The sequence below is a fragment of the Thermanaeromonas toyohensis ToBE genome, from assembly GCF_900176005.1.
Lineage (GTDB): Bacteria > Bacillota > DSM-521 > Neomoorellales > Neomoorellaceae > Thermanaeromonas > Thermanaeromonas toyohensis.
The window spans coordinates 1,014,967-1,039,440 of sequence record NZ_LT838272.1; the positions used below are offsets into that span (position 1 = coordinate 1,014,967).

A 24,474-nucleotide genomic window follows, 5' to 3' on the forward strand; every position below is an offset into this window, starting at 1 on the left:
ATGGCTGTGGAAGATATTAAGGTTGGTATAGGAGAATGGAAGATAGCGCGGGAGCCCCAGAGGCTTATAACCTTAGGATTAGGTTCTTGTGTCGGAGTGGCCCTTTACGACCAGAGGGCAGCCATAGGCGGTTTAGCTCATGTAATGCTGCCGGATAGCAAACAATTCCAGGAGATAACCAACCGGGCCAAATTTGCTGACCTAGCTATACCCGACCTCGTAGAGGAGATGCTGAGGTGGGGGGCTAGCAAAGGGAGTATCATAGCCAAAGTAGCTGGAGGCGCCCAGATGTTTTCCTCGGCCGACCATCGTTTGACTACTTTAAACATCGGAGAGCGCAACGCAACTATGGTTTTGAAAACTTTACAAGCTTTAGGGATACCTGTAGTAGCGCAGGACACAGGGGGTAATTATGGAAGGACCATGATCTTAGACACAGCCAGCGGTAGAGTTTTTATCCGGGCACTAGGGCGACCTTTAAGGGAGATTTGATGAGGTGGCTTATGGATTTTAAGGAATTTAAACAAAGGATATACCGGCGTTTTGGCCTTTATCTGGAAGGCTACAAAGAGCCGCAGCTTAAACGCCGTATTGAGAGCCTAATGTTTAGCCTCAATGTGCAAAGCTATCAGGAATATTGGGAACTCCTCAACCGGGATCCGGATCAGTGGCAAAGATTTGTAGATAAAATTACTATTAATGTTTCGGAGTTTTTCCGGAACCCGGAGTTATTCCAGCGGTTGGAGAAAGAGATCTTACCCGAACTCTTAAAAAGAAGACAGGTACTTAAAATTTGGAGCGCAGCTTGTGCTGATGGACCGGAACCCTATTCAGTAGCTATAATCCTTAAGGAGTTAACCCCCAAGGTACGGCATCGTATTGAAGCCACCGATGTGGATTTAGGAGCCCTGGAGGCAGCCCGGCGAGGGATTTATCCCCGGCGGGCGGTCCAAGCCGTAAGTCCAGAACGGCTTAGACGTTATTTTCGGCAAGAAGGAGAAAACTTTCATCTTGTTCCAGAGATTAAGGAGCTGGTCACCTTTAGGCAGCATGATCTGTTAAGCGACCCTTATGGTCAGGATTATGATCTTATACTTTGCCGTAATGTAACTATTTATTTTACCACCGAAGTGCAGGACCGGCTCTACCGCCAATTTTATAAGTCTTTGGCCCCGGGAGGAGTGCTTTTTATAGGGGCTACCGAGAGCATCTTCCAGTACCGGGAGATAGGCTTTGAAAAATTGGCACCTTGGTTTTACCGTCGTCCGGAGGAGGCGAGGAAGTGGGGACTTGGGATCACCTAGATGCTTTTCATTTAGATGTCCTCAAAGAAATAGGTAATATTGGAGCCGGTAATGCAGCTACGGCCTTGGCGGCCATGCTCAATCAGCGGATTAACATGAACGTTCCCCGGGCCGGAGTGCTCCCTTTAAGGGAAATCCCTAACTTAATCGGGCAAGAAGAAGATCCAGTAGCCTGTGTGGAGTTTGGTGTAACAGGGAAGGCGCCAGGAAAGATTTTTTTCCTCTTGACTCAGGAGAGCGCTTTTTCCCTGGTAGATTTTTTGTTAGGACAGCCGTCAGGAACTACCCAGCAACTGGATAATATGGGTGTTTCCGTATTGATGGAGGTAGGCAATATCTTAACCGGTTCTTTTCTTACCGCTTTTGCCGAATTTTGCCGGTTAGAGTTTATTCCTTCGGTACCGGCCTTTGCTTTCGACATGCTCGGGGCGGTGTTAAGTTCAGCTTTCCTCGAAGGAGGGTATTTCTCAGACCAGGCTTTAGTTATAGAAACCCAGTTTTATAGCCCAGAGGCTAAAATTAGCGGCTATTTTTTCCTGATACCCGAGGAGCAAGCTCTAGGTGTTATAATGGAATCACTAGGAGTTAATTTCTAAATCTGTAAAAAGGCTCTTTAAAAAGGATCTTTAAATCTTTAATTGGGATTTTATGGAGGAGGAGCATATATGGGTAAGAGGGTTTTGGTAGTGGATGATGCCGCCTTTATGCGGATGATGATCAAGGATATTTTGACTAAGAATGGATATGAGATAGCTGGGGAAGCTGAAAATGGCCAAAAGGCGGTGGAGCTCTACCAGCAGCTTAAGCCTGATGTAGTGACCATGGATATTACCATGCCGGAGATGGATGGTATTGCTGCGGTTAAAGCTATAAAGAAGATCGATCCTAACGCCAAGATTATAATGTGTAGCGCTATGGGGCAGCAGCTCATGGTAATGGAAGCCATTCAGGCGGGAGCCAAGGATTTTATTGTTAAACCCTTCCAGCAGGAGAGAGTGCTCCAGGCTTTGCAAAAGGTTCTAGGGCAGTAAAGGGGGCCTGTCCATGGCAGAGATATTGTCCCAAGAGGAAATAGATGCCCTTCTTGCTGCTTTAAGCACAGGGGAAGTTAAACCTGAAGACATTAGGAAAGAGGAACAAAGACCTAAAGCTAAGAAATACGACTTCCGCCGACCTAATAAGCTGTCCAAGGAGCATTTACGCACCCTTTACATGATCCATGAAAACTACGGGCGGCTGGTAGCTAACTTTCTTTCCGCTTATCTTCGCGCCAATATACAGGTCAAAATTGTCTCCGTGGAACAGATGACCTACGAGGATTTCATCGTTTCCCTGCCGGCACCTACCCTGCTTACTCTTTTTACCCTGGAGCCTTTAAAAGGTACAGCTATCCTAGAGACAAACTTGGCTTTTGTGTTCCCAGTGATTGATCTTCTCTTTGGAGGCCGGGGGGAGATGAGCGCATCGACAAGGGAGCTTACAGCTATCGAGCGCCATGTCTTAAGAAGGCTGAATGGCCGCCTCTTGGAACAACTAACCTATGTCTGGAGCGACGTATATCCAGTTACCCCTAAATTGGAATCCATGGAGACTAATCCCCAGTTTGTTCAGGTTATGTCACCCAATGATATAGTAGCTGTGGTGACCTTAGCTACTACTATTGGTCAGAACGAAGGGCTTATGAACATTTGCCTCCCATACATGATGCTGGAGCCGGTTATATCTCGGCTGTCCGCCACTCAGTGGTTCGCTGGTGCTGTGGAGAAAGAAGAAAGGGTGGATTGGCGGGAGACTGTGGCTAAAATTTTGGCTCCGGTCCCTGTAGAACTGATTGCCTACTGTGGGCGGGCCAAGCTTAAAGTACGCGATTTTTTACAGCTCCAAGCGGGTGACGTCATTACCTTGGACTCTACTTTAGGCGAAGATCTGGAACTACACGTAGATGGTCTTCTCAAATTTAAAGTCCAGCCCGGGCTTATGGGCAGAAAAAGGGCTGTACAAATAACGGAGGTAATCTAAATGTCGGAGTTTTTGTCTCAGGAAGAGATCGATGCTCTGCTTAAGGGAGAGTTGCCTCCTTCTACACCAATGCAGGACCTTACAGAAGAGGAGAAGGATGCCCTAGGAGAGATCGGGAACATTTCCATGGGCAGTGCCGCTACCGCATTATCACAGATTTTAAACCGCAAGGTTTTAATCACTGCTCCTTCTACCAGAGTAACCACGCCTGAGGAACTTTTCGCTTCTTTTCAAATCCCTTATATGATTGTAGAAGTAAATTTTACGGAAGGTTTGTCGGGTTCTAACCTTCTTATTTTAAAAGCGCGCGATGCAGCTGTAATAGCCAACTTAATGATGGGTGGTAGCGGCCAGGTGGATAAAGAAAAGCTAGATGAAATCGAGGAGAGCGCCCTGGGCGAGGCTATGAATCAGATGATGGGTTCGGCTGCCACCTCCATGTCCACTATCTTTAATCGGGGAGTTAAAATTTCACCGCCACGGGTGGTTTCTATAGATTTCCCCCAGGAATCTTTTGCTTCTCCCTGGCCACCAGGGGAGCCTATAGTTGTAGTTTCCTTCAAAATGGAGATTGTAGATCTTCTGGAGAGCGAGATTATGCAAGTTATGCCGGTGGAAGTGGCTAAACAGGAAGTAGGGATGCTTTTGACCCCAACACCTTCAGCCCCTACCGCAGCTAGCTCAGCTACGAGCCAGCCATCCCCTGTAGCAGGGTCCCAGTCTTCTCCACCACCAGAAACTAAAACGCCTGCTCCAGCGCCTCCCCCGCCTTCCTCTTCATCTGTGGAAACTAACACACGGCCCCCTCAGGTTTTCGGGGGTACACCTAGGAATCTAGAGCTTATTCTAGATGTCCCGCTAGATATCGAGGTAGTGTTGGGCAGCACTATTAAATCTATTAAAGAGATTCTAAGCCTGGGGCCAGGGAGTATTGTAGAACTGGATAAGATGGCCGATGAACCTGTAGAAATCTTGGTAAACGGTACCCTCATCGCCTGGGGTGAGGTGGTAGTCGTTAACGAAAACTTTGGGGTCCGGATTACCAATATCCTAGATCGTTATGAACGCATTACTCACTTGCGTAAGTAAAAATTTACCGGGGCCTTTTGACCCCGGTACAGGTGGGCAGCTACAGAGGCTTGTTGTTAGCCAAAGCTTGTTCGGCCTTCTCTATGGCCAGTCGCACCAGGTTGCCGCACTGCCGGGATGGTACACCACCCCAACCTTCTGTGGCAACAATGTCATATACGCCGAGCTCTTTAGCTAATTCATATTTTAGAGCCTCGGACATAACTTGGCGCCTTCTAGCCATATTTTAGCCCCCTTTAATGCGCTTTAAGCTGCACCACCTTTATAAAAAAGAATACCCTAGCGGGTGGAGCTTAATACGCGGGGGTTACTGGGTGATTAAAGCCTAGTATGGTTTTGTTGGATATCTTAGGCCCTAAGGTTTACCCGTGGGTACGCACATTTTCTGCACCGTGGTTTTTTAAAATGGTGGCTGCTTGTGCAGCCCGGTCTGCACTGCAGCGTACGGATACCAGTATTTTCCCTTGTTTTACATCCTCTTCATAACGCCGGCCTTCCGCTTCTGGGATTCCCCAATCCAAGAGGCCGCCTGCTATGCCTCCTGTAGCGGCTCCAGAAAGCAGTCCAGCTATGGGGCCGGCAGCAACTAAGGGACCCAGACCAGGTACTACTAAAGCTCCTGCACCGGCGGCAAGGCCCATTAGGCCACCCAGTACACCTCCGGTGGTAACACCTTCAGCGATACCAGTGTCGCCTCCCATGCCCATGGCCAACCCACCCTCATTACCTTCTCCTCCACCTTCCCCCCGTCCTCTATCCTTAGCCAAGATAGATATTTCCTTATCAAAACCCGCGCGGCGCAGGTCATCCACCGCTTCTCTAGCTACCCGTTCGTTGCTGAAAACTCCTATTACTGTTTTAAGCATCACTTCTCGCCTCCTCGTTTACTTGATTGTAGCTTTGTTCTAACAAGCTTATTATTTTCTTATAACCTTGTGGCTATACAAGGGCTCCATGATTTTAACAAATTACCAAGATCCTAAGCAGGAATTCGGTGCTTGTCGTTTAAAAAATTTTACTTAAAGCTTAAGAAGAAGGTGAGCTTTTTGGTTTTCGATGTAGTAGTTTGTGGAGCAGGACCCGCGGGGGCCACGGCAGCTAGGGAGCTTGCGCAGGCGGGCCTTAAAGTTTTGCTTTGTGAAAAAGATAAGATACCTCGCTATAAACCATGTGGAGGTGGGCTGACTAAGAAGGCCTGGGGGGAGCTACCACCTGGCTGGGAGGCCCTAGTCGAAGATGTTGCTTGCCAGGTTATCTTCTACCATAGGGAAAAGCAACCATTGGAAGTTACTTTTGAAGGTCCAGTCGTCAAATTGATTATGCGAGATCGCCTTGATTTTTGGCTAGTGGAAAAGGCTTCCACTGCTGGGGCCGAAGTGCGGGATGGGTATAGGGTGGAAAGGATAGTAGAAGAAGAAGGGCAAGTAAGAATATATGCTGGACGGGAGAGCTTTAAAGCCCGGGTGATAATAGGAGCTGACGGAGCCCGGAGCCTGGTGGCACGCCAACTTCCCTTTCGCCTGGCTCGAGCCTTAGGTATAGCCTTAGAATGCGAATTGCCAGTACCTGAGAGGATCTTAGATAAATACCGCCATTCTTTAGTATTAAGTTATGGAAACATACCAGGTGGTTACGCTTGGGTTTTTCCTAAAGCTACCCATCTTTCAGTGGGTATAGGTTCCTTTAACCGGCGAGTAAAAAATCTTAAATCCCTTTTCCAGAAGTTTTGCCAGGGCTTGGAGTTACCATTGCAGCCAGGGATACGTTGCCGGGGAACCCTTATTCCTTCCGCTATTCCTGGAGAGGTTTCCTTAAATACCAGCAATGGATTGTTGGTGGGTGATGCGGCCGGTTTAGTAGATCCTTTTTCTGGTGAGGGCCTTTATTATGCTTTAAAAAGCGGGCGGTTGGCAGCAGCTACTGTTTTTTCTTTTTTCCAGGGAAGGGGAGAGTTAAGGGAGTATTCTAAAGCTATTAATTCCCAGTTATTACCCCACCTCCACTATGCCCACCGTATAGCTAGGGTAGTTTATGCTTTTACTCCTTTAATACACCGTCTGGTACTGGCCAATAGAGAGGTAGCTCGCCGGCTTGTGGAGGTGCTCTGTGGGGCCCGGACTTATCCTGAGTTGTGGGAGTATCTATACGCTAGGTACCGGATTTTTCAAAGGAACTTTTTCTGATTGGAAATGAGCGTTATGGTAGACCAGCTGATTTTCAAAGAAGGGAGTGGGGAGATAGAATTAATGGTAACTAGTCGGGTACGAGCCAGGTTAAAAATGCAGACAGAGGTTTAAGGAGACCAAGGGCAACAAGAGAGGACAAAAGATTAAAAAGGGTGTGGAAGTGGGCTACCTGCCGGGCTGGATTGGGGGAAGCAAGGGAAAGTAAAGGTGCAACGGTATATAAAAAAGGGAGAACTATTAAAGCTCCAGCGACGTTGATTAAGAGATTGGCTAATGCTGTGCGCTGGGCTGCGCGCGAGGAAAATAGGGCAGCCACTAAAGCCGTGCTGCAGGTACCGATGTTGGCCCCTAGGACTATGCTTAAGGCTCCGGGTAAAGGCACCACTCCTTGAGCGGTTAGTACCATGGCTATTCCTGTCATAGCGCTACTGGAATGGAGAAGGGCGGTAAAGGCTGTCCCTACCAGAAGGGCTTGCCAGGGGGAGTTACTTGCTGCGGTTAAAAACCCAGGTAACACTGCGCTATCCCTTAAGGGTGTGGAAGCGCTAGACATAAGAGAAAGAGCATAAAAGATAAGCCCACAGCCCCATAAACTTAAGCCTACTGCTCGGGAGGGGCGGGGTATAAGAAAAAGTGTTCCCAAGATGATGGCTGGCCAGGCCAGGGCTTGTAGGTCAAAGGCTAGGAGCTGGACGGTAAGGCAAGTTCCTACATTGGCACCCAGGATCAGGCTTAAACCTTGATAAAAGGAGATGGCTTTGCTATCTACCATCCCCACAGTCAATACAGTGGTAGCTGTGCTGGATTGTACCAAGGCCGTGGCTAAAGCACCCCAGATAAAACCCTTCCAAGGGGTATGGGTAGCCTGGCGCAAGAACCTTTCTAGGCGGCTATGACTTAAAGCCATAAGACCAGAGCGTAATAAATACACTCCGAGCAAGAGTATCCCTATACCCATGGTGAACCAGAAGAGTATTGCCCCCATGGCCATCCTCCTACGGTAGTTCCCTAACCGTACAAGACTCTACGGCAGATTTTTTTGTTTTAGACCTAGACTTTTTGTGAAGCCAAGAGGATTTTAAGACTTAAAGGAGAAATAAAAGTTACAGTTTGGATTTGCAAAAGAGGTGAAAGGTATGGAACCCCGGGAGTTGGCGGCTGCGCTGGCTCAAAATAGGGATTTACTTAAGCGTGTAGAAGAAAAGAGCGGTGTGGACATAAAGAATTGCTATCAATGTGGCAAATGTTCAGCGGGGTGCCCCATGGCCTTTGCCATGGATTATACCCCCCGGCAGATAATACGTTTGCTGCAGTTGGGCTTTATCGATGAAGCCTTAAAAAGCCGGACCATTTGGATATGCGCACATTGCCAGGCCTGTTATACCCGTTGCCCCCGGGAAGTGGACTTACCGCGGCTTATGGAGGCCTTACGACAGGAGGCCGCCCAGGGCGGTCTGGTGACGGATAAGAAGGTACACCTCTTTGACCGGGCCTTCTTAAGTTCTGTGGAACGTTACGGAAGGGTGCACGAGATGGGGCTTATGGTTCAGTTTAACCTGCAATCTGGCCAGATTTTTAAAGATGTAGCACTTGCGCCCCCTCTGTTTTTAAACGGTAAGATAAACCCCTTCCCTACCCGGATCAAAGATGAAGGTGCTATTAGAGCTATTTTTCAGCGGGTGCGATCCCGAGGAGGTGATGGGCATTGAAATACGCCTATTACCCTGGGTGCTCCCTCCACGCTACGGCAGTAGAATATGATACTTCTGCCAAGGTGGTGGCCAAGCACCTGGGTGTTGAGTTATGGGAGATTCCAGAATGGAACTGTTGTGGGGCTTCAGCGGCCCATAATACCGATCATCTCTTAGCCCTCGCCCTTCCAGCCAGAAATCTGGCTCTGGCTGAAAGGGAGGGCCTGGATGTGGCTGTCCCTTGCGCTGCTTGTTTTAACCGGCTTAAAGCGGCCCAGGCGGCGGTGCGCGGATCCGAAGAGATGCGCAACACCATAAAGGAGATAATCGGAATGGATTACCAGGGGCAGGGGGAAGTGCGGGCCTTCCTGGACGTAGTAGTAAATGTAGTGGGCTTGGCCAAGATCCGCGATTTAGTTACCCGGCCGCTGACAGGTCTTAAAGTGGCGGCCTATTACGGTTGCCTCCTGGTCCGGCCACCGAAGCTTACAGCCTTCGATGATCCTGAAGATCCCCAAACCATGGACCGTCTGGTGGAAGCCTTAGGTGGTACGCCGGTGTCGTGGGCTTTTAAGACTGAATGCTGCAGTGCTAGTCTCGCTACTTCCCGGACGGATATAGGGCTTTTGCCCATCTTCCGTATCTTAAGGCAGGCCAAAGCTGCTGGCGCAGACTGCGTAGCTGTAGCTTGTCCTTTATGCTTCCTTAATTTAGATATGCGACAAGCAGAGGTCCAGCGCCGCTTTCGGGAGGAACTTGGTCTCCCTATATTCTACTTTACTGAACTTATGGGAATAGCCTTGGGTTATGCACCTAGGGATCTAGGGTTACCTAAACATTTTGTTAATCCGTTACCTTTATTGGAAGCTAAGGAGATTTTACGGCATCCTGCCACAAGGAGGGAGACAGCTTGAAACGCGTAGGAGTCTTTGTCTGCCACTGTGGAACGAATATCGCCTCGGTGGTGGATGTTAAACGGGTAGCAGAGGCGGCCCGGGGTTTTCCTGGGGTAGTCTTTGCTACTGATTACCAGTATATGTGTTCCGATCCTGGGCAGGAGCTTATACGCAAGAGCATTAAGGATCAACGCTTGAACCGCGTGGTGGTAGCTTCTTGCTCACCTAGGCTTCATGAGCCCACCTTCCGTAAGACCCTGGAAAGCGCAGGGCTCAATCCTTACCTTCTAGAAATGGCTAATATCCGTGAACAGTGTGCCTGGGTTCATGCTAAGGACAAGGAAGGTGCTACAGCTAAAGCCATAGAGCTGGTACGCATAGCTGTAGCTAAGGCCTCCCTTAATTCTCCTCTTAAGCCCAGTACTATTCCCATTACCAAGCGAGCCCTGGTCATAGGAGCTGGCATAGCCGGTATGCAGGCGGCCTTGGATATTGCTGATGCAGGGTATGAGGTAGTTCTGCTAGACCGGGAGCCTACCATAGGGGGGAATATGGTTAAACTGGATAAGACTTTCCCCACCTTAGACTGTTCAGCCTGAATAAGCACACCTAAGATGGTTGCTGCGGCGCAGCACCCTCAAATTCAAGTAATGACCTATGCAGAGGTAGAACAGGTATCCGGTTATGTGGGTAATTTCCAAGTAACCATTCGTAAGAAAGCCCGGATGGTAGATGCTACTAAGTGTACCGGTTGCGGTACCTGCTGGGAGAAATGTCCTACGAAGGTGGATAGCGAGTTTGACTTGGGGTTGGGTAAGCGCAAGGCTATATATGTACCCTTCCCCCAAGCTGTTCCCGCAGTACCGGTCATCGACAAAGAGCACTGCCGCCAGTTTACTAAGGGCAAGTGTGGCATATGCCAGAAGGTTTGCCCAACTAAGGCTGTAGACTATGAGCAGCAGGACGAAATTATTACTGAAAACTTCGGGGCTATTGTAGTGGCTACGGGTTATGAACTTTTCCCTTGGGAGCAAGTATATGGAGAGTACGGTTATGGCCGTTACCCAGATGTTATCACTAGTATGCATTTTGAGCGCATGAACAGCGCTTCCGGCCCGACGGGTGGCAAGATCATACGACCCTCAGATGGAAAGGAGCCCCAAACTGTAGTATTTATCAAATGTGTGGGTTCCCGGGATGAGGCTAAGGGCAAAAGTTATTGTTCCCGTGCCTGTTGTATGTACACGGCTAAACACGCTCATCAGGTGTTAGAGAAAATACCAGATGCGCAGGCTATTGTATTCTATATGGACGTCCGTACCCCGGGTAAAGCTTACGAAGAATTCTATTCTCGGACTGTCCATGAAGGTGCAGTATACGTTCGAGGACGAGTAAGCCGGATCTACCAGGAGGGGGATAAACTTATAGTTTGCGCCGAGGATACTCTCCTGGGTAGGCAGGTGACGGTAGCCGCTGATCTGGTGGTCCTGGCCACAGCTATGGTACCTAGCCGTGGTTGGGAGGAGTTGGCCAAGATGTTAGGGCTGGCCACGGATAAGGATGGCTTTTTCCAAGAAGCCCATCCCAAACTGCGGCCAGTGGAGACCTACACAGCAGGAGTATTCTTAGCGGGGGCCTGCCAGGGACCTAAAGATATCCCGGATACAGTGGCCCAGGCTAGCGGTGCCGCAGTAAAAGTATGCCAACTTTTGAGCAAAGATGAAATGGCTACCGATCCCATGACATCTACAGTGGATGAGAGTTTGTGCTCTGGTTGTGGTCTGTGTCAGCCTATCTGCCCCTACAAGGCCATTGAAATGAAAACCATTACCGAGCGAGTAGCCGGTAAAACCATAACCCGCCAGGTAGCTAGCGTTAATATAGGGTTATGCCAAGGTTGCGGTGCCTGCACTGTTGTGTGCAGGTCCAGTGCCTTGAATTTGCGCGGCTTCAGTAATGAGCAGATATTAGCGGAGGTGGATGCAGCATGTCTGTAAATCAGGAAGCCAGCTGTTGGGAGCCTAAAATAATTGCTTTTTGCTGCCACTGGTGTGCCTATGCTGGGGCGGATCTGGCTGGGCTAAATCGCCTATCCTATCCAGCCAACGTCCGCATTATACGGGTACCTTGTTCTGGGAGGGTGAATCCCCAATTTGTTCTCCGCGCTTTCCAGCGCGGGGCGGATGGTGTATTAGTAGCTGGCTGACACCCTGGCGACTGCCACTATGTTAGTGGCAATTATCATGCCCGTCGGCGTTTGCTTGTGCTAGAACGGATGTTAGAGTTTATAGGTATTGAACCAGCTCGTTTCAAAGTGCGCTGGGTTTCGGGTTCGGAAGGCCCTCGCTTTGCAGAAATAATTACCCAGATGACCGAGGAGATCCGGGCTTTAGGGCCCAATAGGAAGTTGAGGGATGCGGTATGAACGAGATTACCGAAAGGATGCGGGTACGGGCACAGGAACTTCTTAAAAAGGGCGAAGTTCAATGGGTTATCGGTTGGGAAAAGGGATCCTTGTGGTATCATTCCTCCCCGGTTTTCATCCGCCGGCCGGAAGAAGTGGGTCGCTTAATCTGGGATGATTTTTGTGCCAACAATCTGGCTAAATACTTGTTAGATTTTACCCAGTTAGAAGGAAAGGTAGCCTTATTCTTAAAAGGGTGCGATGCAAAAGGTGTAAACCGGCTCCTGCAGGATCAGCAAATAGAAAGGGAGAAAGTATATCTTATTGGTATCACCTGCCCAGGGGTAAGGGATAGTCGTCAGGCTAAAGGGAAGGGCCCGGAAGCTTTAGAAAGTATTCCCCTAGAAGAAAGATGCACTTTTTGCACCCATCCCGAACCTGTAATTTACGATGAGCTTATCGATACAGGAGAGAAGTTGCCGGGCCGGGGGGAAGGGGAACCTCAAGCTCGTTTTGCTGAAGTTATGCGCTTGTCGGCCTTAAATCCCGATGAGCGTTATGAGTTCTGGGCAAGGCAGTATGAAAGGTGTCTCCGCTGTTATGCTTGCCGTAATGTATGCCCGGCCTGTAACTGTCGGGAGTGCATCTTTGATCGCTCACAATCCGGTTGGTGCAGCAAGCGCATTTTAAGAAGCGAAAACGAATTTTATGGTTTAACCCGGGCCTTGCACGTGGCGGGCCGTTGCATTGAATGTGGAGAATGCGAACGGGCATGCCCAGTAGGGATCCCTATCATGAGCTTGCACAGGAAGATAATTAAAGACCTTAACGAGCTATTCGGGCCTTATGAGGCTGGCCTGGATACGGAAACTCCGCCGCCTCTGGGTACCTACCGGGTAGAGGATCCTGATTACTTCTTATAAAAGGGAGGTGCTGAGAATGTTAAAGATTAGGCGGGATAAATTGCCTCAAGTTTTATCAATATGGTCGGAGGGGGCTACGGTCTATATTCCTCAAGAAGCGGATGGCATCAGCACCTTCCGCCCCTGGACTGGGCAGACAGAAGTTAATTTTAAGCCGGGAAGCACAGTTGTACCGCCTAAAGAGTTATTTTTCTTACGGACAGAAGAAATGTACCGGTACCGCGTAGAAGGCCAGGCAGCCTTCCTAGAGGAACTTCCTCCCCCCCAAGAAAAACGAGTATTGGTGGGGGTCCGCTCTTGTGATGCCCGGAGTTTCTTACTCCTAGATGAGGTTTTCTTAACTAAAGGTTATATAGATGAATTTTACCATAAGCGGCGGGAGAACACCTTGATAGTGGCCCTAGCCTGTCGGGAACCTCTAGACACTTGCTTCTGCACCTCCCTAGGGGTAGATCCTGGCCGGGCTGAAGGGGTGGATATTCAAGCCTGGGAAGGAGAAGATGGCTTTCTTTTAGAAGCCACCAGCGAGACGGGAAGGTCGTTGCTGGAAAAGGTGAGGGGTCTCTTGGTAGAAACGTCCGAGGAAGTTCCTGCTGGTGTCCGTCCTCGCCTCGAGGTGGAGTTAGAAGGGGTTACGGAGAAGCTGCAAAGGATGTTCGAGCATCCCTTCTGGGATGACCTATGGCATAAGTGCGTAGGTTGTGCAGCCTGTACCTTCCTTTGCCCTACCTGCCATTGTTTTGATATCCAGAGCGAAAATAGGGGTAACTGGGGCTTTAAGTTCAGATGTTGGGATTCGTGCATGTTTCCAGAGTATACCCGTATGGCTGGCGGCCATAACCCCCGGCCCACAAGAAAAGAAAGGGTACGCAATCGCATTTTACACAAACTCCAGTATTTCCCTGAACGTTATGGCAAGTTAGGTTGTGTAGGTTGCGGTCGCTGCTTGGACCGCTGCCCAGTGCATATGGATATAACGAAAATAATCCAGGCCATAAAGGAGGTGGCCTTGGATGGCTGAAAACTTTGGACAGGTCAATCCGCTGGTACCCCAGCTAGGACGGATTATAAATATTGTCGAGGAGACCCCGGATATAAAGACTTTTTATATAACTACTGATCAGGGTAAACCCTTTACTCCTTTACCAGGTCAGTTGGCTATGTTATCCTTATTAGATGTAGGGGAGGCCATGTTTTCCATCACTTCCCAGGGGCCTGACCACTTGGAGATATCCATTAAGAAAGTGGGTACCCTCACAGAGGCCCTCCATGAAGCCGAGATAGGCCAGACTGTTGGTATCCGCGGACCTTATGGTAACGGGTTTCCCCTGGAAATGTTTTATGGGAAGGACGTACTTTTCATCGGCGGCGGTATAGGGCTGGCCCCTGTCCGTTCCTTGATCAATTATTGTATCGAACACCGGGATAAGTTTGGACATTTGTGGATCATCTATGGTGCTCGCTCTCCGGCGGATCTCTGCTTTAAAACCGACCTCTTTGAAAACTGGCCTAAAGTGGAGAACTGCCGGGTGGATGTGACTGTAGATAAAGGAGATGCTACCTGGACGGGACACGAAGGTTTTGTTCCTGCCTTTGTGGAGGAGCTTAAGCCCACGCCTCAAGGCAAAGTGGCGGTAACCTGCGGGCCGCCCATCATGATCAAGTTTGTCCTGCAGGTTTTGGAGAGATTGGGTTTTAAAGACGACCAAATTGTTACTACTTTGGAGATGCGTATGAAGTGCGGTATTGGGAAATGCGGGCGCTGCAACTTAGGGAGCAAATATGTGTGCTTGGATGGCCCGGTGTTCACCCTAGCCCAGCTTAAACAGTTACCCAATGAGTACTGATCTCCATGTTCATGGCTTGGCCCACACCGGTCCGCCCCATACAGTAGAACAGCTCTGGCCCTATGTTGAGGAAGCCCAAAAGCAGGGTCTAATGGAGCTCGGTTTTGCTGAGCACGATGAATACCTTTATGGTTTAGATTTTCGGGTTTTTGAAGAGCTGGCTCGCTTATCCCCGATAAAAATAAAAAAGGGGTTGGAGGTGAGTTTCCGGCCTGAAAGGTGTGATTTAAAGGCCATTGCCTCCCGCCCCTGGGATTACCTTATCGCTTCTGTTCACGATATCGGTCCCTGGGGTTTCGATAGCCCGGGCGGAAGAAGCTTTTATGCTGACTGGGATATGGACGAGCTATACTTTACTTATTTTGATTTGGTTGCCCGGGCTGCTTCTACCGGTTTTTTCCAAATTATTGGACACTTGGATCTGATAAAACTATATGGCCACAAGCCGCGGCGATCTGTTGCGGAATTGGCCGAACCGGCCCTTAGGGTTATCGCCCAGGCTGGTGTAGCGGTAGAAGTAAATACTGCAGGCTTATATAAGCCAGTCGGGGAAATCTACCCTTCAGTAGAGTTGTTACAGCGCTGCTTTGAGCTGAATATTCCGGTTACCATATCCTCGGATGCCCATAACCCAGAGGAGGTGGGTAGGAGCAGGGAGAAAGCAGTTCGCTTACTTAAGAGAATAGGCTATACCCAACTGGTCACTTTCAGGGAGAGAAAATTGGAGGTTGTTTCCTTAAAGTAGTAGAAAGCCCAGTAATTTATTTTATAGGGCCAAGTTAAAGGGAAAGATTATTGGTAATAGGGCTTAAGGGGAGTAGCCGCCGGAGGTTTTCCAGGCTGTTGGGGCTGGAAAAGAACCGATCTTTCCGGTACCAGGGTTCGTCAGCACGGCTTTAAGCCCGGACCTGGTTTGTTTAAAAGGCGAGACCTTACCGCCCAATAAAGGGGAGGGTGGAAGGTCTCTTTATTTTTTGATGGAGGTGGGAAAGCTTATGGTAGACCTGGTATTGCTCCTTATTAGTCTCGGTGTTATCCTTTTAGGGGCTGAAGTGTTCACTAACGGTGTGGAATGGTTAGGTAAAAAGCTTAACTTAGGTGAAGGAGCGGTAGGTAGTATTTTGGCAGCTGTAGGGACCGCCCTTCCTGAAAGCATGATCCCTGTGGTGGCTATCCTATTGGGAGGGGGCCATGTAGGAGAAGAAGTGGGTATAGGAGCTATTTTGGGAGCGCCTTTTATGCTTAGTACTCTGGCTTTTTTTATCACGGGGGTGGCTGTAATTGCTTACCGGGGGCGCCGCCCCGACTTCCCCCGTATGCGCCTTAACACAGTGATCATGGGGCGCGACCTTAGGTTTTTTTTACTCGTTTATGCTATAGCTATTCTGGCTGCTCTGCTTAAAACCCATCTATGGAAACAGATAGTAGCCTTTTTCTTGGCTATAGCCTACTTCACTTATGCCTATCTCACAGTAACCCAGGAAAGTGGCAACAACGAGGAGGAAGAATTACATCCCCTTTATTTCGCCAGGCGTAGCGAAGATCCCTCTCTAGGTCTGGTGGTGCTGCAAGTTTTGGTAGCCCTTGGATTGATTATAGGGGGGGCTAGGATCTTTGTAAGGGGCGTGGAACATCTATCTAGCTTATTAGGCGTACCAGCCTTTGTATTATCCCTCATTATAGCGCCCATAGCTACAGAGCTCCCGGAAAAATTTAATAGTATAATCTGGATAGGAAAGGGTAAGGATACCTTGGCTTTAGGCAACATTACTGGGGCCATGGTCTTCCAGAGCTCCCTTTTGCCTGCCTTGGGGATAACTATGACCAGCTGGGATCTTACTCCGGGAGCTATGATTAGTGCAGCCCTGGCTATTCTTTCGGCAGGCATGGTTTTCTGGCAGATCCGCCGGAAGAAGTATCTCACACCCTATACCCTCATGAGTGGTGGGGCCTTTTATATGGTTTTTGTAATTTTGGTCTTCAGCGGGATTATAAGGTAGAAAAACCGGTAACTAATAATACACGCCCGGAGTATCCGGGCTTTTTCCTTTTCCAAGTCCATAAACATAATATAGAGCAAAAAGGTACAGGGGTGGATGGATATGCCCCGCGTGATAGTAGTAGGAGGCGGTTGGGCAGGGTGTGCAGCAGCCTGGGCTGCCCGCCAGGCAGGAGCAGAGGTTATTCTCTTAGAGCGTACAGATATGCTGCTGGGGACTGGACTCGTTGGGGGTATTATACGGAATAATGGGCGTTATACAGCGGCCGAAGAGCTAGTAGCTTTAGGAGCAGGGAGGCTCCTTGAGCTAACCGACCGTGTAGCTCGCCACAAAAATATCGATTTCGCTGGTCATCGTCATGCAACCCTTTATGATGTAACCCGAATAGAACCCCTGGTCCGGATTACCTTAGTGAACGCTGGTATTAAACTAAGGCTTAAAAGCAGAGTGCGCAAAGTACGGGTAATAGGGGAAAGGATTAAAGCGGTGGAAACTGAGGAAGGAGAGGAAATACCAGGTGATGCCTTTATCGATGCTACAGGTACAGCTGGGCCTCCAGCTAATTGCCGCCGCTACGGTTTTGGGTGTGTCATGTGTATTTACCGTTGTCCTACCTTCGGTGGGCGCTTAAGCCTTTGCGCTTTAGCCGGGGTGGAGGAATACGCTGCCCTCCGGCGAAGCGGTGGGCTAGGTGCCTTAAGCGGTTCTTGTAAGCTTAAGAAAGCTTCCCTAGCTCCTTACCTAGTTCAAATTTTAGAAAAGGAGGGTGTAGTTTGTTTACCGCTACCTTCCCACCTTAAAGGAAAAAAGGAACATTTATATCGCAAGGCTTGCCAGCAGTACGCCTTGGAAGAGTATGTAGATAATTTGATCCTCTTGGATACCGGACCAGTTAAACTTATGACCCCCTTTTTGCCCTTGGATGATCTCCGACAAATAAGAGGGCTGGAAAATGCCTGCTATGAAGATCCTTACGCTGGTGGTATAGGCAATTCTGTACGTTTTTTGGCCATGGTTCCCCGAGAAGACACCATGCGGGTTAAGGCCCTGGAAAATGTTTTTTGCGCAGGAGAGAAAGCTGGCCCGCTGGTGGGACATACCGAAGCCATAGTCACAGGAACTTTAGCTGGACATAATGCTGTACGTTTCCTAGCGGGACAGGAACTCCTTAGCTTGCCCCTTTCTTTGGCAGTTGGTGACTTTATAACCTTCTCCCGCGAGCAAGTTGAATGTGGAGAGGGCCTATATAGATCTTTTACCTTCTCGGGATCCGTATACTGGGAGCGCATGCAAAGGCTAGGTCTATATACTATTGATTTCTGGAATGTCTGGAAAAAAGTAGAAGAAGTAGGTTTGTTAGGAGTCTTCGCCCAAAAAATATTGTGAAAAGCCGGCCAAAATGGGATAGGTTTTAAGGGGCCTAAGTTGACAGCCCGTGTAGGTAACCGCTACAATTAAATCGACTAGACTGATAACTATTATTAATTTTAAACGATTTATGTAGGTGATTATATGAAACAAGTAAACAGGCGGATGACAAAACAAAAACGGTTAATATTAGAAATATTGCGCAGTACCAAGTCCCATCCAACAGCTGATTGGATTTATGACCAAGCTCGTAAAGTGCTCCCAAGCATTAGCTTAGGTACAGTTTATCGGAACCTGGCTGTCCTAAAAGAAGAGGGGGAAATTATGGAGCTGAACTATGGCAGTACTTATAGCCGCTATGATGGTAACCCTCAGAATCACTATCACTTTGTATGCCTTAAGTGTGGTCGGGTCGAGGATGTAGATATGCCCGTGTGTTCTGAATTGGATAAACAGGCGGAAAAGACCAGGATAGGAGAGGTCTATTACCACCGATTAGAATTTTATGGTCTTTGCTTGCATTGTCAAAGTGGAGGGATATAGTTTGGCCAAGGAAACGTGGAAGTATCTCCAGCAGATACCGGTTTTTGCTGATCTGGAGGAAGAAGAGCTTAAAAAGATCGCTGACCTGGCTTTAACCAGACGTTATCCTAAAAATGCCTATATTTTTTTTGAAGGAGAGCCGGGGAGCGGGTTTTATTTTGTTAAATCTGGAGCCATCAAGCTCTTCCAAGTACTAGAAGATGGACGGGAAAAGATCCTCCACTTTGTGCGGGAAGGGGAGATCTTCGCTGAGGTTGTTCTTTTCGACGGGGGCCCTTATCCTGCTACTGCCCAGACCCTGGAAGATACCGAGGTGGGCTACATCCGCAACGAAGATATGGAAGATCTGCTGCGTAAGCACGGAGAGATAGCGGTAAAAATTATTAAAGTGATGAGCCGGAGGCTCAGACAAGCCCAGATTCATATTCGGGACTTGGCCCTTAAGGGTGCTTATGGCCGGCTGGCTAGTACGCTACTTAATCTAGCAGAAGAATATGGAGAAAAGAAAGGGGAAGGGGTGACTATCGTTCTCTCTTTAAGCCAGCAGGAAATAGCTAATCTTATCGGCACATCTAGAGAGACGGTGGCTAGGATTTTAAGCGAATTTAGGCGCTTGGGAGCCATTAAGGTGGATAGGCAGCGCATTACGATAGTTCGACCAGAACTTCTTAAGGATTGGTTTTAGGGTAGGTTTTATCCATTGAGGGTAATATTCTTGCGCTCTAGGGGCAAAAAGCTACTTTTTAACTCACAACCCTTGCGAAAATCCCTTAACGTATTATAGAATAAAAGCAAAAATGAGATAAGGATTTGCTTGGGAGGCGGCGATTATGAGCTACGAAAATGAACTCGGTACCTACTTGGAACTTAACCAGGAAAACTGGCTGGAGCGTCTGCAATGGTTGGGTATTAATGTAGAGAAAGTAGAAGATAAAGGTTAAAACCCTTAAGACATCCAGCGCAAGGCCCCGTGTGGACGGGGTTTTTATTTTGGTTTTTAGAAGCCAGGGGGGATTTTTTTATGATATAATATACACCTGGGGGGTATACAGGTGAACCAAGTTAAAATTCTTATTGCCGACGACGAACCCAGACTCCGACAGCTTGTTCGCTTATATCTTGAACGGGAGGGCATGACAGTAGAAGAGGCAGAGACTGGTCGGCAGACGTTAGAGAAGATCCGTTCTGGTAATTTCGACCTGCTCATCCTGGATATTATGATGCCCGAAGGGGATGGGTGGTCTGTTTGCCGGGAAGTGCGCAAGAACGCTGACTTGCCTATTATAATGCTCACAGCCCGTGGGGAGGAGCTGGACAGGCTTTTGGGATTTGAACTAGGTGCCGACGACTATGTAGTAAAACCCTTCAGCCCCCGGGAACTGGTGGCCCGGGTGAAGGCGCTCCTCCGCCGGAGCCGGATGGGCAAAGGGAGCCGGGAGGAGTTAAAGTTTCCTGGGCTTACTATTGATGTAGCAGCACGGGAGGTTAGGGTAGAGGGAGAAAAGATTAATCTTACCCCCAAGGAATTCGAATTGCTCCTCTTTTTAGCTCGGCATGCGGGTCAGGTCATGAGCCGGGAGAAGATTTTGGAGCAGGTTTGGGGATATGACTTTTATGGCGACCTGCGGACGGTAGATACACATATCAAAAATTTGCGAGAAAAATTAGGTCGCGATCGTGGCCAGCGCTACATCGTTACAGTTTGGGGAGTGGGATATAAATTTGACGCCGGGAAGTGAAGTTATGTTTTGGCGGGGAATAACAGGGAAGCTATGGCTGACTTTGGTCTCCGTGGTGCTGGTAAGCCTACTTATAGTAGGTGTCTTCTTGGATCGATTGTTAGAAAGCTTTTATTTTCGCCAGCGTGGGTTGGAACTCCTTAAAAAAGGGGAGCTAATAGCCGAAGCCTTAGCCGATGGCGCACGTAGGGGGTACCTTTTAGAACAGGTGGACATCTTAGGTGATGTAGCTGGAGCTGGGGTTACTATTATTGATCGCAAGGGATTAATCATTTCCTGCGGTGGGATGAACATGGGGGGACCGGACCACGGGCGGAGTATGCATATGGGATGGCCGACTATTGGTATGCACTTGGGAACAGAAGAAGCTCGCCGGGTGCTATTAGGTCAAACGGTGATTACCCGTGGTTATCATCCGGGCTTTAACGCTACTATGCTGACGGTAGGTGTCCCTATTAAAGTGGGGGAAGAGGTAGTAGGTGCAGTCTTGCTTTATTCTCCCCAGGCTTCCTTAGGAGAGGCAGTGTCTGTCATGCGACGTCTTATCCTTTTGGCGGCGGTAGGAGCTATAATTGTAGCTACGGTTCTGGCTTTTTTTGTTTCTCGCAAGGTGTCACGCCCCTTGCTGGCCATGAACCGGGTGGCCAGGCAGATGGCAGCGGGAGATTTCAGCGGACAGATAGAAGTTACTTCCCAGGATGAAGTCGGAACCTTAGCTCAGAGTCTTAACTATCTTTCCGGCCAGCTTAAAATTACCATCGCCGCTTTATCCCGAGAAAAGGAGAAGCTTAACCGTGTAGTTAGTGGTATGACCGATGGAGTTCTGGCCTTCGATGCTAGGGGTTATATTCTTTTTTCTAATCCTCAGGCGGAAAAGCTCTTGGGTTTACCTTTACCTGTAGGGGAGAAAATACCGGAAGAGCTATGGGAGAAAAGCCGGGTTCTAGAAGGCCAGGATATAAGTGAAAGGGAAATAGAATGGCGAGGTAAAATAATCGCTGTAAGGGCCTCCCTTATGAAAACAGGTGGAGGGGAAGATGGTTCTACAGTAGCCCTTTTCCAAGATGTTACCGAGAAAAGAAAGCTGGAACAGCTCCGGCGGGAATTTCTGGCTAGCGTCTCCCATGAATTAAGGACACCCTTAAGTTTTATCCAGGGTTATGCCGAAGCTATTCTGGACGGTTTGGCCCAGGATGAGAAAGAACAGCGGGAATATATAAGTATTATTTGGGAGGAGGCTGGTCGCCTACGCCGGCTAGTAGAGGATCTTCTGGACTTAAGTAAACTAGCTGCTGGCCAGCTCAATTTGGATAGGGAAGAAATAGAGGTAAAGGATCTTTTACGCCGTGTGGCTCGCAAGTTCCAGGGAATCTTTGCCGAGCGAGGGATTAAATTTGAATTCGAAGTAAAAGAAGAGGGGAAAGGATTGCCCCATGTATATGGGGATGCCGGTCGGCTGGAACAGATCCTTGTTAATCTTTTGGATAATGCCGCCCGGTACACACCAGCTGGAGGGAAGGTTTCCTTGAAAGCGAGGCAGGAAGGTGAAGAGATAGTTTTTATAGTTCAGGATACAGGTCAAGGTATACCGGCAGAAGAACTACCTTATATTTGGGAGCGCTTTTACCGGGTGGATAAATCCCGGTCACGCAAGGATGGTGGCAGTGGTCTTGGCCTCGCCATTGTTCGCCATTTAGTAGAGGCCCATGGAGGCCGGGTTAATGTAGTGAGCACTCCGGGGCAGGGAAGCACTTTTCAAGTATATTTACCTATATATCATCCTCAGGCCAAGGCTTTATGTCGTATCTAGGTTAAATATTACTTTATGAGCTAACGGTTAAAAAGCGAAGATGAAGCGGAGTAAAAGGGGAGATGGTTAGGAAATAACTACAAGAAAAACAAGGAAAGAAGGAGAAAAGCCCAGGGCTAGTTATACAAGCCAAGGCGCTCGCGTCAGCCCATGTCTTCTATTGACAGCGTAAATTGAGAATAGTAAAATAGAAAAGGCCAGAGGAGCTAGGGGGTGATAGTGATGCCGCTCTACGAATTTCGGTGCAAAGAGTGTGGGGAAAAGTTTACCATGCGCCTTTCCTGGCAAGAAAAGGATAAAGCTGTCTGCCCCTCTTGTGGGGCCCAGAATTTGCAACAACTCTTCACTGGAATAACTATTCTGGGCAGCAGCCCCAAGGGTAGCAGTTGTAGCGCACCTTCAGGTAGCCGCTTTAGCTGAGCGTAAAATTAAAAGGGCCGTGGCCCTTAAGAAAAAGAAAAGCCCCTTGGATTTTTCAAGGGGCATTTATTTTTTAAGATAGGGGGTGCTTCTTGCCACCCAAGTGAGGAAGTTGTAAAATGCTTGATAGTAAGCCTTTAGGGAAGGGGTTGTACCTTTGTGGGTTTCATGAGCAATTTGCGAAACTTGAGCAGAAAGCGGCCTGTCTTAGGTATAGTATTGACTCTAGTTATAGGGTTAGGTTTGATAGCCAGCTATGTTTTTTGGGCCCTTCCGCCTGGCAATTCTCTACGGGTGAGCCAAAAGAATAGTGAACTGGAAAGCCAGGTAGAGGCCTGGCAAAAGGCGGCCCAAGAACAAATAAAACAGAGGGAAGTGGAGGTTAAGGAGCTGGAAAAGCAAACCCAAGAGAATCCCCAGGATGCAGGCTTATGGTTAAAATTGGGCGATAGTCGTTATGCCCTAGGATCCCTCTATCTCCTCACTGGTAGCGATCCAGCTAAAGCGGAAACAGCCTTTAAGGGTGCCTTAGAAAGCTACAAAAAGGTACAAGAGCTTAATCCCCAGGAAAAAGGAATTTATTTGAGATTAGCCAAAACAGCCGTTTTTCTGGGGGATAATAACTTGGCGGAGACCAATTACCGGCAGGCGGTAGCCGCGGATCCTAAGGATAACAGCGCCCGCATGTCTTATGCCATGTTTTTGGCTTGGGTGAAGTCTGATTACCAGGGAGCCATAAGGCTTTGGCAGGAGATCTTAAACAATAATCCTGATCAGGAAACTGCTGATCATGTCCGAGAGATGATCAAACAGGCCCAAGAGATGGCTCAGAAGACCTCTGGCGAGAAAACTCCTGCTCCTTAAGATCTTTAAGTTTGCTTAGCCAGCGAAGGCGGGGACAAAGAAATTTTGCTTGAGCGCAAGCGATCCATGAAGTGATGGAAACGCTTGCGGATATTGAGGTTCAAAGCCCATAGAATGGCGGCATGTCTTTTAACTAATCCTAGACGGCGGGAAATGGAGCTTAAGGAATAAAATTCCTGCCACGCCCAGTTAAAACCTTCTTGCAGGGTCTTTGGGCTCATGCGCTTAGGTTCAAAGACCACCTTATTTATGGTATACTCGCTCCAGTCGTTGCTCAGTATACGTCCTTCTTTTTCTAGCTTTTGGCGGAGAGGAGTTCCGGGGAAGGGGGTGAGGATGCCGAATTGAGCCGCTTCCAGCCTGTTTTCCTGGGCGAATTTTACTGTATGTTCGAAGATGCTCTCATCGTCTTCATCAAAACCAAAGATAAAGGCACCTTCGATGGCGATACCATGGTCATGGATCCTTTTTATAGCTGCGCTGTATTCTTCAACTTTATTAAAGGATTTCCCTACCGCCTTGAGGCTAGCAGGGGAAAGGGATTCAAAACCTATAAAGAGGCCTATGCACCCGCTTTCCGCGGCCAGGCGTAAAAGATCTTCGTCTTGAGCTATGGTGAGGGAACCTTGACTGAACCACTTAATCTTAAGGGGAGCCAGCGCCTTAAAAAGACGTTTGGCATAAGAGGGGTTGCCCACGATATTATCGTCCACAAAGGCGATAACTTCACCTTCCAAGGCTTTTACCTCACTTACCACCTCTTCCACTGGGCGAAAGCGGAAGCGGCGGCCGAAAAACTGGCTTACGGTGCAGAAGGAGCAAGCATAAGGACAGCCCCGCGTAGTCTGGACAGTATCGGGGATAAGATAGCGGGTCCGCTCTAAAAGGTCGCGGCGTGGGATCGCCATATTTTTTAGCTGGGGTATCTTTTCCTGGCGGTAAAAAGGTTTTAACTCGCCGCGGGCTAAATCTTCCAGTAAGTAAGGCCAAACACCTTCAGCTTCACCGATAACGACCGCATCGGCGTGGCTTTTGGCTTCTTCAGGGAGGATGGAGGGGTGCATACCGCCCAGGACAACTGGCATCCCGCGGCTACGGAAGGCATCGGCGATAGCATAGGCTCTGGGAGCTAGAGCGGTCATGGCTGATATACCTACTAAATCATACTTTTCTTCCCAATCGATAGTAGTTATGCTTTCATCTAAGATTATGACCTCATGTTCTGGCGGGGTTAAAGCGGCTAAGGTTATTAAGTTCAAAGGTGGGAAAATAGATTTTTCCTTTTCGCTTTCCCACAGAGGATCTTCCCAGGCTGGGGCGATCAAGGCGATTTTCATTTTAGGTTTCCTCCTAAAACAATAATATAGTTCA

At 48.6% G+C, this 24,474-nt stretch carries 27 protein-coding genes; 23 read left to right on the forward strand and 4 right to left on the reverse strand.

Going from position 1 to position 24,474, the window contains the following annotated elements; all coding sequences use genetic code 11:
* The 6 genes from B9A14_RS04955 to fliY all read left to right on the forward strand — a co-directional run bounded on the left by B9A14_RS04955 (position 1) and on the right by fliY (position 4,412).
* Entirely contained in the window at positions 1-492 is a 492-nt protein-coding gene (locus B9A14_RS04955) for a chemotaxis protein CheD (protein WP_084664475.1), read from the forward strand.
* Between the two features lie 11 nt (positions 493-503).
* Positions 504-1,304, forward strand: a complete 801-nt coding sequence (locus B9A14_RS04960; protein WP_084667038.1) for a CheR family methyltransferase — start codon at positions 504-506, stop codon at positions 1,302-1,304.
* Positions 1,283-1,900 (forward strand): chemotaxis protein CheC, encoded by a 618-nt coding sequence (locus B9A14_RS04965; protein WP_231967932.1) that lies wholly within the window; start codon positions 1,283-1,285, stop codon positions 1,898-1,900. The genes B9A14_RS04960 and B9A14_RS04965 overlap by 22 nt, the downstream gene beginning before the upstream one ends.
* Before the next feature lie 69 nt (positions 1,901-1,969).
* Positions 1,970-2,335, forward strand: a complete 366-nt coding sequence (locus tag B9A14_RS04970) for a response regulator (protein WP_084664477.1) — start codon at positions 1,970-1,972, stop codon at positions 2,333-2,335.
* Between the two features lie 13 nt (positions 2,336-2,348).
* Positions 2,349-3,323: a flagellar motor switch protein FliM gene (gene fliM, locus B9A14_RS04975; RefSeq protein ID WP_084664478.1), complete on the forward strand. Its 975-nt coding sequence runs from the start codon at positions 2,349-2,351 to the stop codon at positions 3,321-3,323.
* Positions 3,324-4,412, forward strand: a complete 1,089-nt coding sequence (gene fliY, locus B9A14_RS04980; protein WP_084664479.1) for a flagellar motor switch phosphatase FliY — start codon at positions 3,324-3,326, stop codon at positions 4,410-4,412.
* A 40-nt stretch (positions 4,413-4,452) separates the two neighbouring features.
* On the opposite strand, the gene B9A14_RS04985 is transcribed toward fliY, so the two are convergent.
* Together B9A14_RS04985 and B9A14_RS04990 are read right to left on the reverse strand one after the other, a co-directional pair.
* Positions 4,453-4,635: a small, acid-soluble spore protein, alpha/beta type gene (locus tag B9A14_RS04985; protein ID WP_084664480.1), complete on the reverse strand. Its 183-nt coding sequence runs from the start codon at positions 4,633-4,635 to the stop codon at positions 4,453-4,455.
* 139 nt (positions 4,636-4,774) lie between these two features.
* Positions 4,775-5,278 carry a hypothetical protein gene (locus tag B9A14_RS04990; RefSeq protein WP_084664481.1) on the reverse strand — a complete coding sequence of 168 codons (504 nt, stop codon included), beginning with the start codon at positions 5,276-5,278 and terminating at the stop codon, positions 4,775-4,777.
* 132 nt (positions 5,279-5,410) lie between these two features.
* On the opposite strand from B9A14_RS04990, the gene B9A14_RS04995 reads away from it, so the two are divergent.
* Positions 5,411-6,595: a geranylgeranyl reductase family protein gene (locus tag B9A14_RS04995; protein WP_172839039.1), complete on the forward strand. Its 1,185-nt coding sequence runs from the start codon at positions 5,411-5,413 to the stop codon at positions 6,593-6,595.
* Between the two features lie 70 nt (positions 6,596-6,665).
* Here B9A14_RS04995 and B9A14_RS05000 read toward each other — a convergent pair whose 3' ends face one another.
* Positions 6,666-7,589 (reverse strand): Na/Pi cotransporter family protein, encoded by a 924-nt coding sequence (locus B9A14_RS05000; protein ID WP_084664483.1) that lies wholly within the window; start codon positions 7,587-7,589, stop codon positions 6,666-6,668.
* A gap of 145 nt (positions 7,590-7,734) precedes the next feature.
* Between B9A14_RS05000 and B9A14_RS05005 the strand changes: the two genes are divergently transcribed.
* From B9A14_RS05005 to B9A14_RS05080, 16 genes are all read left to right on the forward strand, one after another.
* A complete protein-coding gene (locus tag B9A14_RS05005) occupies positions 7,735-8,307 on the forward strand; it encodes a 4Fe-4S dicluster domain-containing protein (RefSeq protein ID WP_084664484.1) in 573 nt (190 codons plus the stop codon).
* The gene (locus tag B9A14_RS05010; RefSeq protein ID WP_084664485.1) at positions 8,304-9,203 is read left to right on the forward strand and encodes a CoB--CoM heterodisulfide reductase iron-sulfur subunit B family protein; all 900 of its coding nucleotides are present in this window, start codon (positions 8,304-8,306) and stop codon (positions 9,201-9,203) included. Before B9A14_RS05005 ends, B9A14_RS05010 begins: the two co-directional genes overlap by 4 nt.
* Positions 9,200-11,182, forward strand: coding sequence for a CoB--CoM heterodisulfide reductase iron-sulfur subunit A family protein (locus B9A14_RS05015; protein ID WP_084664486.1), 1,983 nt, complete (start codon positions 9,200-9,202; stop codon positions 11,180-11,182). Before B9A14_RS05010 ends, B9A14_RS05015 begins: the two co-directional genes overlap by 4 nt.
* Positions 11,173-11,610: a hydrogenase iron-sulfur subunit gene (locus B9A14_RS05020; protein WP_157109779.1), complete on the forward strand. Its 438-nt coding sequence runs from the start codon at positions 11,173-11,175 to the stop codon at positions 11,608-11,610. Before B9A14_RS05015 ends, B9A14_RS05020 begins: the two co-directional genes overlap by 10 nt.
* A complete protein-coding gene (locus B9A14_RS05025) occupies positions 11,607-12,512 on the forward strand; it encodes a 4Fe-4S binding protein (protein WP_084664487.1) in 906 nt (301 codons plus the stop codon). The genes B9A14_RS05020 and B9A14_RS05025 overlap by 4 nt, the downstream gene beginning before the upstream one ends.
* Positions 12,513-12,528: 16 nt before the next feature.
* Complete coding sequence (locus B9A14_RS05030; RefSeq protein ID WP_084664488.1) at positions 12,529-13,533, forward strand: 4Fe-4S dicluster domain-containing protein; 1,005 nt, start codon at positions 12,529-12,531, stop codon at positions 13,531-13,533.
* Positions 13,526-14,359, forward strand: coding sequence for an FAD/NAD(P)-binding protein (locus tag B9A14_RS05035; RefSeq protein WP_084664489.1), 834 nt, complete (start codon positions 13,526-13,528; stop codon positions 14,357-14,359). Before B9A14_RS05030 ends, B9A14_RS05035 begins: the two co-directional genes overlap by 8 nt.
* Positions 14,349-15,104, forward strand: coding sequence for a histidinol-phosphatase HisJ family protein (locus B9A14_RS05040; RefSeq protein WP_084664490.1), 756 nt, complete (start codon positions 14,349-14,351; stop codon positions 15,102-15,104). Before B9A14_RS05035 ends, B9A14_RS05040 begins: the two co-directional genes overlap by 11 nt.
* Positions 15,105-15,354: 250 nt before the next feature.
* Positions 15,355-16,359: a sodium:calcium antiporter gene (locus B9A14_RS05045; protein ID WP_084667039.1), complete on the forward strand. Its 1,005-nt coding sequence runs from the start codon at positions 15,355-15,357 to the stop codon at positions 16,357-16,359.
* A gap of 102 nt (positions 16,360-16,461) precedes the next feature.
* Positions 16,462-17,745 carry an FAD-dependent oxidoreductase gene (locus B9A14_RS05050; RefSeq protein WP_084664491.1) on the forward strand — a complete coding sequence of 428 codons (1,284 nt, stop codon included), beginning with the start codon at positions 16,462-16,464 and terminating at the stop codon, positions 17,743-17,745.
* 147 nt (positions 17,746-17,892) lie between these two features.
* Positions 17,893-18,270 (forward strand): Fur family transcriptional regulator, encoded by a 378-nt coding sequence (locus B9A14_RS05055; RefSeq protein ID WP_084667040.1) that lies wholly within the window; start codon positions 17,893-17,895, stop codon positions 18,268-18,270.
* A 1-nt stretch (position 18,271) separates the two neighbouring features.
* On the forward strand, positions 18,272-18,955 hold the full coding sequence (locus B9A14_RS05060) for a Crp/Fnr family transcriptional regulator (protein ID WP_231967934.1): 684 nt from the start codon (positions 18,272-18,274) through the stop codon (positions 18,953-18,955).
* Positions 18,956-19,322: 367 nt separating this feature from the next.
* Positions 19,323-20,009 carry a response regulator transcription factor gene (locus B9A14_RS05065; RefSeq protein WP_084664493.1) on the forward strand — a complete coding sequence of 229 codons (687 nt, stop codon included), beginning with the start codon at positions 19,323-19,325 and terminating at the stop codon, positions 20,007-20,009.
* 4 nt (positions 20,010-20,013) lie between these two features.
* Positions 20,014-21,819: an ATP-binding protein gene (locus tag B9A14_RS05070; RefSeq protein ID WP_084664494.1), complete on the forward strand. Its 1,806-nt coding sequence runs from the start codon at positions 20,014-20,016 to the stop codon at positions 21,817-21,819.
* A gap of 222 nt (positions 21,820-22,041) precedes the next feature.
* On the forward strand, positions 22,042-22,239 hold the full coding sequence (locus B9A14_RS05075) for an FmdB family zinc ribbon protein (RefSeq protein WP_084664495.1): 198 nt from the start codon (positions 22,042-22,044) through the stop codon (positions 22,237-22,239).
* A 168-nt stretch (positions 22,240-22,407) separates the two neighbouring features.
* Positions 22,408-23,103: a tetratricopeptide repeat protein gene (locus tag B9A14_RS05080; RefSeq protein WP_157109780.1), complete on the forward strand. Its 696-nt coding sequence runs from the start codon at positions 22,408-22,410 to the stop codon at positions 23,101-23,103.
* 5 nt (positions 23,104-23,108) lie between these two features.
* On the opposite strand, the gene B9A14_RS05085 is transcribed toward B9A14_RS05080, so the two are convergent.
* Positions 23,109-24,440, reverse strand: coding sequence for a B12-binding domain-containing radical SAM protein (locus tag B9A14_RS05085; protein WP_084664497.1), 1,332 nt, complete (start codon positions 24,438-24,440; stop codon positions 23,109-23,111).
* Positions 24,441-24,474: the final 34 nt, after the last annotated feature.